The sequence below is a fragment of the Microcoleus sp. F10-B2 genome, from assembly GCF_036704965.1.
GTDB lineage: Bacteria > Cyanobacteriota > Cyanobacteriia > Cyanobacteriales > Microcoleaceae > Microcoleus.
Genome location: NZ_JAUBTB010000157.1, coordinates 1 through 9,548, shown reverse-complemented (window position 1 = coordinate 9,548; position 9,548 = coordinate 1). Strand labels below are relative to the sequence as shown.

Genomic DNA, 9,548 nt, shown 5'->3' with positions numbered 1-9,548 from the left:
CGACTTGCATGTGTTAAGCAGACCGCCAGCGTTCATCCTGAGCCAGGATCAAACTCTCCGTGTTGTTGAGTTCTTTTTTGGCTCGTCAAGTTATTCTCGAAACAATTTCACCTTACAGTTCAACTCATTTCGTTTTCCCTTGACTTTTTTCTCGTTGTTTGCGATATTGAGTATCAGCTCTCGCCTTGACTCTCTATCTTAATTTTTTTGACGAGGTTAATAGTGCTTTAAGCTTTCAAACTATTCTTTTTTCTAGGTTCAGTTTTTACCTTCCGGTTGTGGTTCAGTGAACCGCTTCCCTTCTGGCGCTTTATTAATGTATCAACTCTCCCCAGGGTTGTCAAGCTTTTTGCCAAAATATTTTTGAGTTAGTGGGGAAGCCATACACCATAAGGGTTTTGGCTGTTTATTTCCGCTCCTGCCTCCGCTGGCTGACTCCTCTTTCCGGGAAGGGGTCTTTTTTTTGGGCAAGATGGGACTTTTGGCGGGAGTATCTACCGCGCATGGGTAGAATATCTCTACGTGTAGATGTTCTATATATAGATGTTCGATCGCCCGCTCATGAAAAAACTTACAGCCCGCCCTAGTGCCTTATTCATTACCTGCGCTTCACTGCTGATCGCTTGCAGTCAGACGAACACTCCCCAAACCTCCACTACAGCATCTCCGGCGAGTTCGCCATCTCCCGGTGCTTCTCCAGAGGGTTCGCCTGGGGGGAGTTCCAACACTATATCTATAGGTATTGGGGTAGCCCAAACTAGCAATGTGGCTTTACTGGGTCAGGAACAGGTGGCTGGGGCGAAAATTGCTGAGAAGTATTTCAACGATAAGGGCGGTGTGGATGGGACGCCTATTAAACTGGTGTTCCAAGATACCGGTGGAGACGAACAAGGGACGATCAATGCCTTCAATACTCTGATCAATCAGGATAAGGTGGTGGGTATTGTGGGCCCAACTCTGTCGCAACAAGCTTTTAGTGCCGATCCGATCGCCGATCGCGCAAAAATTCCCGTACTCGGACCATCCAACACCGCTAAAGGCATTCCCCAGATTGGCGATTATGTGGCCAGAGTCTCCGCGCCTGTCGCTGTGGTAGCACCTAATGCGGTTAAGGCTGCCCTGAAGCAAAATCCCAATATTAAGAAAGTAGCCGTGTTTTTTGCTCAGAATGATGCTTTTAGCAAATCTGAGACTGAAACTTTTCAGACAACGGTTAAAGATATGGGACTGGAATTGGCAACAGTCCAAAAATTCTTGACTACTGATACAGATTTTCAATCTCAAGCCACTAATGCGATAAATGTCAATCCCGATTTGATAATTATTTCTGGGTTGGCCGCAGATGGAGGCAATTTAATTAAGCAGTTGCGGGAGTTGGGATACAAAGGCGTTATCATTGGGGGCAACGGTCTGAATACTTCTAATGTGTTTGCGGTTTGTAAAGCACTTTGTGATGGAGTTTTGATTGCCCAAGCCTACAGCCCGGAATATGAAAATGAAGTTAATAAGGCTTTTCGCGATGCTTATCGCGCTCAATTTAAGAAAGAACCGCCTCAATTTAGCGCTCAAGCTTTTACTGGCGTACAAGTTTTTGTTGAGTCATTAAAGGTACTTAATGCTCAGTCTAAGGTTAGCGAAAAACCTTTGGCAGAATTGCGTACAAATTTGAATCAGCAGTTGTTGGGTGGAAAGTACGATACTCCTTTGGGGGAAATTTCTTTTACGCCTGAAGGTGAGATTAATCAGAAAGAGTTTTATGTGGCACGGATTAAGATGGAGGCGGATGGCAATAATGGTAAGTTTGAGTTTTTGAAATGAAGGCACAAGAGGGATTTTGACACGGATACACGGATGAGTTATTGAGTGTGAGTCTGAGGTTAACCCCGCTGCCCCTCAATGGGGGAAGTCAGAAGTCAGAGTAAAAATTGTATGCTGTTTGTTTTTGAATGATTTCGGTATGAGGCTCAATTCTTAACTGGTGATGGACTTAACTCTGTTTCTGCAACAATTTTTGAATGGTTTGTCGATCGGCAGCGTGTATGCTATTTTTGCCCTCGGATACACGCTGGTGTTTTCTATTCTGGGAATTATTAATTTTGCTCACGGTGCAGTATTTACTTTGGGTGCTTATTTCACTTATGCGCTGATGGGAGGTGCTTTCGGTTTTAATGGGTTGTGGGCTAACGCTCGAATTCCCGTGGATTTGCCTTTTGCTGTGGCGTTAATATTGGGAAGTGTCATGGCTGGTTTGGTGGGAGTAATTGTTGAAAGAGTTGCTTTTTTGCCTTTGCGCCGCCGACACTCTGATTCTCTGCTGACTGTGGTTTCTAGTTTGGGTGTGGCTGTTGCGATCGCCAATATCATCCAATATCTTGTCGGTGCAGAAATTTACACTTTTCCTGCTAACACTTACGGCTATTTACCGGCTGCCATTAACTTCGGGACAGCCGATAAACCAATTCCGATTCGGACTGTTCAAATAGTAATTTTTGCGGTATCAGTTGCGATTGTGGCTGTCTTAACTTACTTAATAAATTTTACTAAATTTGGTAAAGCAATGCAGGCTGTGGCTGAAGATGCGACTACTTCTAGTTTATTGGGGATTGATACTGATAGGTACATTGTGTTGACGTTTTTTGTGAGCAGTTTTCTGGCGGGTTTGGCGGGGAGTTTGGTGGGTTCTAGTGTGAGTATTGCTGGGCCGTATTTTGGTATTGCTTTTGGTTTGAAAGGTTTGGCCGTGATTGTACTTGGTGGGTTGGGGAGTATTCCTGGGGCAGTTTTGGGAGGTTTTATAATTGGTTTGGTGGAGGCTTTTGTGCCTGGTGATTTTTCGGCTTATAAGGATGCTGTTGCTTTTGCTATATTGTTTATTATGCTATTGGTTAGACCGCAGGGTTTGTTTGGACGGCGTTTGATTCAGAAGGTGTAAGATAATTCGGCCATTAAAATCGCTTAAAACTCAAACTAAGTCCCTCTCCAAAAGACTAAGAAATAGAGGTGTTTGATTTAAAAGGTGTAAAAAACAAATCGGCGATTTCAATCGCTTAAGAGTCAAACTAAGTCACTCTCTAAAAGACTAAGAAATAAAAAAAGTTATGAATGAATTTTTTACTACTTACGGGTTTTTGATTGTCTCGATGTTGCTGGGTGCAATGTTGGGAATGTCGCTTTATTTGCCTTTAATGACTGGACAGTTGTCTCTGGCTAGCCCTGGTTTTTATGCTTTGGGTGGGTATATTGCGGCGATTTTATCTACGACGGTTTTTCAACAGACAGGGGGTTTATTTCCACTGCCGTTGTTGTTATTAGAGATGATAATTGCAGGGGCTGTTTCGGGGTTGCTGGGGATTTTAGTGGGAATTCCGGCGCTGCGGTTAAGCGGGATTTATTTGGCGATCGCAACTATTGCTTTTGTGGAAATTTTGCGGGTCTTATCGCTAAATTTAGATATCACGGGCGGGGCTGTGGGCATTTTTGGGATTCCACAACCGTTTGCGACGCCGATCGAGTATTTGTGGATTGTACTACCTTTACTTTTGGTAAGTATGGCGATTGTGCATCGGCTGGAACGGATTCGGGTGGGGCGCGCTTTTGCTGCGATCCGCGCTGATGAGTTGGCGGCTGATGCGATCGGCATTAACCCAACTTTTTATAAGGTTTTGGCTTTCACGTTAGGTGCTGTTTTAGCTGGGGTTGTGGGTGCAGTTAGCGCTCATTTCCTGAATACTTGGAACGCCCGTCAAGGTACTTTTGATGCTAGTATTATTTACTTGACATCTGTGTTGATTGGTGGTAGCAGAAGTTTCTTGGGGGCAGTTTTGGGTGGGATGGTGTTTACTGCTTTACCGGAGGTTTTGAGGGGAATGGCGACTATTCAGGGATTGCCGATTTGGTTGGCGCAATTCCTGCGGGATGGGCGGTTAATTATTTTTGGGTTGCTGATTGTTTTGGGGACGATATTTTTTCCGCAAGGTTTGGTGACGCCGGAGTTGTTGAAGAGGTTTAAAAAGGGCGATCGTACTTCTGTTTAAAAACAGATAGCGTTACGATTTATGCCCATCCGCGTCGCGATCGACTGTTATATTAAACCCCATCTTTTTTAGCAAAAATGAACGGTTTTTGTTGTAGTATACAGCCATTTACTATTATCAGCTATAGGCGATCGCATCCACACCCTTTATCGATCGCCTATCCATCAAAAAAGTAAGGGGCGATCGCATCCACATTCCTCATCAATCGCCCTGTCAACGATAGTAGGCTTTGCGATCGCGATCGACGGGCCCAACAAGTTTGAACTTATCGCATAAGTCTTGTGCAATAAGTTTACCAACTTGCTCATGGCCTTGACTATTCCAATGACCGTCACACTGCATAGCATTGGGAAAGCCATGTACGCAAGTTTTATTTTTTTCTGCATACTCTTGCAATCGCGGGACTGTATCCAATGTTGTAATATTGAGGCGATCGCCAAAGGCTTTGATTCTCCAATTAGGATAATACAAGTCCTTAATGCCAAATTTTTTCATATACTTTTGACGAAGTATAGGCTCGGGATTGACTTGAACTCCCGTACTGACAATCAAAACCATAAAATCTGCCTTTTTTGCCTTGACTTCCTGACTCATTAGTGTAATTAATCCTTCTGTCACTTGCCAAGCCTCTTTCCATACTGGATCGATAGGTTCTTTAAAGTTATTAGCGGCTCGTTTTTTGTCTACGGCATCGACTAGACGTTTCTTATTATTTAAATCAACTTGTCTGACTACCCGCAAAATGCGTGAATGATTGACCAACCAAGTCGGAAGATAATCAACAGATGAAAACTCCAAATAGTTATGTTCTCTTGGTGACAGTTTCAGCCCTGACATATCTGGAACTAATTCCCCCTTTTTATAGACAAAAAATGGCTTACGTTTAGAAAATTCAAGTTTTTTTGAATTATTAATAATATCGTTGCCAGGAAGAAAAGCTAATATCACTAAATCTGGAGAATATTGCCAGACTTTATGGCGCAGAGTAATTAGTTCTTGATCCGTCCCATAGCCCTGAACCCCAAAATTAATTACCTCAACTTTGCGATCGCCTAAAGCAGTACATTGTTTATTGAGTTGCTTTCTCATTTTCCACCAAAAAGTATTTTCCATCGGCACTTGTAAAGATTCGGCAAAGGAATCTCCCAAAACTGCGATCCGAAAAGTTTTTGGTGGTTTCTCCTTGGTATGTTCGCGATCGCGTAAACCATCTTTATTGGCGCGAATGAAGGAGCGATCGCCTTCACCCTGCCACTCGAAATACGCGCCCGGTTTCAATGACCAACCAGCGGGGTCGTCTAATCTGTAACTATCAAAAGAAACAAGATCGCTGGGCTTTTTTATACCTTGAATTCCCGCCTGATGAAGAGCTAATTCTCCCAGAAAAACACCCGCCATAATTCCCCCAAAAATTAGGGTGAGTTTTTCCGCCCATAAACTTAGTTTTTTCATCTTAGTTTGCTTTAAAATAAAAATCCTGTCTAAATCCGCGACTATCTCAAAAAGACAATCACTACAGACAATTAATGTTTTTCTTACGAAGCTAATTTTATGCTTTTGAGCATCATAGACCGATCGCCCAAAACTGAAAAGGGAAAAAAGACGGAAAAAGACGGGTATTTCTAAAAGAGGGGTGAAAGGCGGAAAAAGACGGAAAAAGACGGAAAAAGTCGGTTATACTAACTCTAGTTCTCTAAAACCCCTACTGATGGACACTGCTCATATATTGCAATTTGTAGATGAAGTAGTCTGCGCGAAGACAGACAAACGCCTCAATGACTTGGAGCGTAAAATTATCGAGGGAATACTTAAGCGACAAAAGTATTCTGATATTGCAGATACTTACGGTTGTACGGCTGGTCATGCTAAGGATGTAGGTTACGAGCTTTTGCAAATGTTATCTGATGTTTTTGGCGAATCAGTTGATAAAGGTAATCTGGAATCTGTTCTAGAACGGCAATTAAATCTGAATATAAATTTTGGCGAGCGCACTACTAATTTTGGTAATAGCAATACAATTAATTATATCAATGGCTGCTCAGAACTACCCACTCCTACTCCAGATAAAAGTCAGCCGACGACTCCCGACAACCAGGATGGCACGAATCAAGTGAAAATAGAAATGGTTGGTAAATTACGACAGTTGGGATTGAGGGATGAGCAAATTGCAGAGGTGGTAGGGTTAGCCTTGGAGGTAGTGAAGCAGATAGATTCAAAATAATGAGTTTATTAAAAGTTTAGTAAGGGTTTATCAGCTCAATTGTACGAGAATCGCTGTTGAGGAAGCCGACTACGGATTTGATTTTTCGGCTTCTTCCTGTTTTAATTCCTGATACTGTTGAAAAAAAGCTACGTAGTTTTGGACTCACTTCTTCTAACATTTTTTGACGTAGAGATTTCTCGATACTTTCAGGCATTTGAGAGAGCGGCTGAATCTGTATTTATGTAAAGAATTTCTGCTACCCCTTTTAAGTATGCTTTTAGCTGCTGTTTATCTGAGGGTGTTATTTTCTTTATCTCATCCTTTTTTTACAGTTTTACTAGATTTTTCATGTGAGCCATTTTTTCAGGAATTTTCCAAACAGAGATGCACCATTTGTGGATTTTTGGATATTCGATCGCTCTTCTCAATGCAATCACTAACTTTGACCCATTGAGAAGAGCTTTGTATTGTTTTCAGGAAACAGATATAAAATGCCTAACCTTGATTGACTGCACTGGGCTCCATGAACACAGTTTCCCAAATGTGGCCATCTAAATCCTGAAAGCTATGACCATACATAAATCCGTGGTCTTGCGGTTCACTGTAGGTCGTTCCGCCAGCAGCTACTGCCTTGCCAATCATTTTATCCACTTCTTCTCGGCTCTCGGAAGACAAGCAGACCAGCACTTCTGTACTCTTGGTGGCATCGCAAATTGGGTTGGGTGTAAATTCCTTGAACTTGGCTTCTGTCAAGAGCATGACGAAGATGTCTTCGCTCACAACCATACAAGTGGCAGTTTCGTCAGTAAACTGGGCGTTAAAACTGAATCCAAGTTTAGTAAAAAATTCGACAGACCGATCGAGATTTTTGACGGGTAAATTCACGAAAATTTTAGTAGCCATGTTTTCTCCTTTTTAACTTCGATCGCAAGGTGAAACATTAGCGAAAAATCGCTAATGTTTGAATTGAAGGGTAAAGCCAGTGAGCAAACTTGAAAGGGTTAGGTAGCTGGCTGGACATTAATCATCCACGGTGTGCCAAATCGATCGACAAGCATTCCAAAACGGGTAGACCAGAAAGTCTCTTGGAATGGCATCTTTACCGTTCCGTTTTCTGCCAATTTTTCAAATATCCGCTCCGCTTCGACCAGATCGTCAAATTGAAGATTCACAGAGAATCCCTGCGGTTTTTTAAAGCCATCGGGTGGAGTGTCAGAACCCATCAATACCATTCCACCAACAGTTAATTTGGCGTGCATGATTCGATCGCGCTGTTCGGAGGGAATTTCCTCAGACATGGGCCCATCCCCATAGGTCATCATCCCATCGATTTTTCCACCTAAACAGTGTTCGTAGAATTTAAATGCAGCTTTGCATTCACCGTCATTCGATTTTAGATTTTAGATTTTGGATTTTGGATTGACTTGCGCGAGATAAATTCGGGGGCTTGAGGATTTTAGATTTGAGATTGTGGATTGATTCCACGGATAAATCACGTGGCGGGTACCACCTTTGAAATTCGCTTGTCAAAAAAGAGATAAATATTCGATTGCATCATGTACTCCTTTGGTTAATAGTCGATCGAGCAATCCATTCATGGGAAATGATGTGGCTGCCGGACGAAAAGTCAGGCAGTATTTATGCCCTCAAAAACGCTGGAGTTGTTCTGCCCCCGCCCGAATGCGTTCTTCCTGTTCCCTGAGTTCGGGCGTCAAGGATTCGCCGAAGTCCTCTGCTGCAAAGATCGGGCGAATTTCGATCTCGGATTCTCCTGGCATCGGGTTGGGGCAGCGTTTGACCCAGGCGATGGCTTCCTCCATCGACTGCACTTGCCAGATCCAGTATCCGGCAATCAGCTCTTTTGTCTCTGTGAACGGCCCGTCAGTCACGCTGCGATTTGTGCCTGAAAACCTCACCCGCGCTCCTTTTGAGCTGGGATGCAGCCCTTCGCCAGCGAGCATAATTCCCGCCTTGACCAATGCTTCGTTGTATTGCCCCATTTCCGTCAGAAGCTGTTCGCTGGGCATGACGCCTGCCTCTGAGTCTTCAGTAGCTTTGACTAGAACCATGACTTTCATCGTGAAATCTCCTTTTGTTTATGGTTGTTGAGCTGGGCTAAGGCGCGCTCGTGAAAACGGCTTTAGACGTTTCTGGATCGAAGGGGACAGAGCAATGCTCGTGCACAATCTGCCATTTGCCCTGTTTCCGCTGGCACGCAGAGGTCATTCGCATCCACATCTGTGCCCCTGGGTGATCTTTTGGCATCCCTGTGAAGTGAAAAAGCCAGTGCGCGATCGCCAAATCACCGCTCACGGTGAGGCTGAGGTCTCGCATCTCAATTCCGAAGGAGTCCGGGAAGCAAGGCAGGCAGGCCTCCCACGTCCGTCGAAATTCATCTGCACCTTTGGTTTGGAACGGCGGTATTGCATCGAAAATAATCACATCTTGGGCGTAGTGCGCCATGATGCGATCGAGGTCTTTGGCGCAGATGGCACTGGCCGTATCTGCGATGATTTGTCGAATCTGGGCTTCGTCTTGTGTTTTGGTGGTTTCGGTTGTCACAGTCATTGTGGTATTTCCTTATTGATGTCGATTGGTTTTCCGGGCGCAGATTGAAAACTGCTAACCCTTGCTCTACCATCTAGTCGAATAGAGGTGCGCGCGATCGACAAGTTGAACATTTTTTCTGGAAAAGTTTGTCAGTGCGGCTGTGGAAGTTTGCGTTGAGCGGTATTGACAAGCGAATTTCAAAGGTGGTACCCGCCACGTGATTTATCCGTGGAATCAATCCCAAATCAAAAATCGAAAATCCTCAAGCCCCCGCATTTATCCGTGGGGTCAATCTAAAATCTAAAATCTAAAATTGATTGACGGCAACTACTGGTCTGATGGCAAGCCCGACAGTTCCACGATCGGGCGAATTTCAACCGTACCTTTACTGGCGCTTGGTATGCGTGCTGCGATCGCGATCGCTTCGTCAAGATCCTGGGCATCGATCAGAAAGTAGCCGCCGAGTTGTTCGCGCGTCTCGGCAAACGGTCCATCGGTGACAAGTTTTTTGCCGTCACGCACTCGAATACTGGTTGCTGTGGCGATCGAGTGCAGCGGCGAAGCACCCAAATATTGACCGTTCGCTTGCAGTTCTTGGGTTAGCTGCAAAGACTTGGCGTAGCATTGCTGCAGCTCGCTTTCAGTCCAGGCATTTTCGTCGCTGTAAATCAGCAATATGTATTTCATCCCACATTCCGCAGATGTGGGTCGGATTTCTTTATCAGTTGTGAAAACTTGGAAGCCAAACACTTTTAGGCTGA

Annotated in this window: 9 protein-coding genes, 1 rRNA gene and 2 pseudogenes; 4 read left to right on the top strand and 8 right to left on the bottom strand. The window is 44.1% G+C overall.

From position 1 onward, the window contains the following. A 16S ribosomal RNA gene (locus QUA99_RS31395) occupies positions 1-64 on the bottom strand; the annotation flags it as partial. 497 nt (positions 65-561) lie between these two features. On the opposite strand from QUA99_RS31395, the gene QUA99_RS31390 reads away from it, so the two are divergent. From QUA99_RS31390 to QUA99_RS31380, 3 genes are all read left to right on the top strand, one after another. Continuing rightward, positions 562-1,818, top strand: coding sequence for an ABC transporter substrate-binding protein (locus QUA99_RS31390; protein WP_333234784.1), 1,257 nt, complete (start codon positions 562-564; stop codon positions 1,816-1,818). Positions 1,819-1,981: 163 nt separating this feature from the next. Then, complete coding sequence (locus QUA99_RS31385; RefSeq protein ID WP_333234796.1) at positions 1,982-2,932, top strand: branched-chain amino acid ABC transporter permease; 951 nt, start codon at positions 1,982-1,984, stop codon at positions 2,930-2,932. A gap of 166 nt (positions 2,933-3,098) precedes the next feature. Continuing rightward, a complete protein-coding gene (locus tag QUA99_RS31380) occupies positions 3,099-4,034 on the top strand; it encodes a branched-chain amino acid ABC transporter permease (protein ID WP_333234785.1) in 936 nt (311 codons plus the stop codon). Positions 4,035-4,247: 213 nt separating this feature from the next. Here QUA99_RS31380 and QUA99_RS31375 read toward each other — a convergent pair whose 3' ends face one another. Further along, entirely contained in the window at positions 4,248-5,486 is a 1,239-nt protein-coding gene (locus QUA99_RS31375) for an SGNH/GDSL hydrolase family protein (protein WP_333234786.1), read from the bottom strand. A gap of 256 nt (positions 5,487-5,742) precedes the next feature. On the opposite strand from QUA99_RS31375, the gene QUA99_RS31370 reads away from it, so the two are divergent. Then, the gene (locus tag QUA99_RS31370; protein WP_333234787.1) at positions 5,743-6,255 is read left to right on the top strand and encodes a hypothetical protein; all 513 of its coding nucleotides are present in this window, start codon (positions 5,743-5,745) and stop codon (positions 6,253-6,255) included. A 58-nt stretch (positions 6,256-6,313) separates the two neighbouring features. Here the strand turns inward: QUA99_RS31370 and QUA99_RS31365 are convergent. From QUA99_RS31365 to QUA99_RS31340, 6 genes and pseudogenes are all read right to left on the bottom strand, one after another. Next, positions 6,314-6,542: pseudogene (locus tag QUA99_RS31365) on the bottom strand (ISKra4-like element ISMiva1 family transposase); the annotation flags it as partial. A 190-nt stretch (positions 6,543-6,732) separates the two neighbouring features. Continuing rightward, entirely contained in the window at positions 6,733-7,140 is a 408-nt protein-coding gene (locus QUA99_RS31360; RefSeq protein WP_333234788.1) for a VOC family protein, read from the bottom strand. Positions 7,141-7,238: 98 nt separating this feature from the next. Beyond that, positions 7,239-7,610: pseudogene (locus tag QUA99_RS31355) on the bottom strand (VOC family protein); the annotation flags it as partial. 273 nt (positions 7,611-7,883) lie between these two features. Continuing rightward, positions 7,884-8,315 carry a YciI family protein gene (locus QUA99_RS31350; protein WP_333042836.1) on the bottom strand — a complete coding sequence of 144 codons (432 nt, stop codon included), beginning with the start codon at positions 8,313-8,315 and terminating at the stop codon, positions 7,884-7,886. 37 nt (positions 8,316-8,352) lie between these two features. Next, entirely contained in the window at positions 8,353-8,805 is a 453-nt protein-coding gene (locus tag QUA99_RS31345; protein ID WP_333234789.1) for a nuclear transport factor 2 family protein, read from the bottom strand. A gap of 309 nt (positions 8,806-9,114) precedes the next feature. Next, the coding region (locus tag QUA99_RS31340) for a YciI family protein (protein ID WP_333343643.1) at positions 9,115-9,548 on the bottom strand (434 nt) is incomplete at its 5' end.

Coding starts and splice junctions, on each gene's coding strand:
- QUA99_RS31390 (WP_333234784.1), top strand. CDS start 562: ATGAAAAAACTTACAGCCCGCCCTAGTGCCTTATTCATTACCTGCGCT.
- QUA99_RS31385 (WP_333234796.1), top strand. CDS start 1,982: ATGGACTTAACTCTGTTTCTGCAACAATTTTTGAATGGTTTGTCGATC.
- QUA99_RS31380 (WP_333234785.1), top strand. CDS start 3,099: ATGAATGAATTTTTTACTACTTACGGGTTTTTGATTGTCTCGATGTTG.
- QUA99_RS31375 (WP_333234786.1), bottom strand. CDS start 5,486: ATGAAAAAACTAAGTTTATGGGCGGAAAAACTCACCCTAATTTTTGGG.
- QUA99_RS31370 (WP_333234787.1), top strand. CDS start 5,743: ATGGACACTGCTCATATATTGCAATTTGTAGATGAAGTAGTCTGCGCG.
- QUA99_RS31360 (WP_333234788.1), bottom strand. CDS start 7,140: ATGGCTACTAAAATTTTCGTGAATTTACCCGTCAAAAATCTCGATCGG.
- QUA99_RS31350 (WP_333042836.1), bottom strand. CDS start 8,315: ATGAAAGTCATGGTTCTAGTCAAAGCTACTGAAGACTCAGAGGCAGGC.
- QUA99_RS31345 (WP_333234789.1), bottom strand. CDS start 8,805: ATGACTGTGACAACCGAAACCACCAAAACACAAGACGAAGCCCAGATT.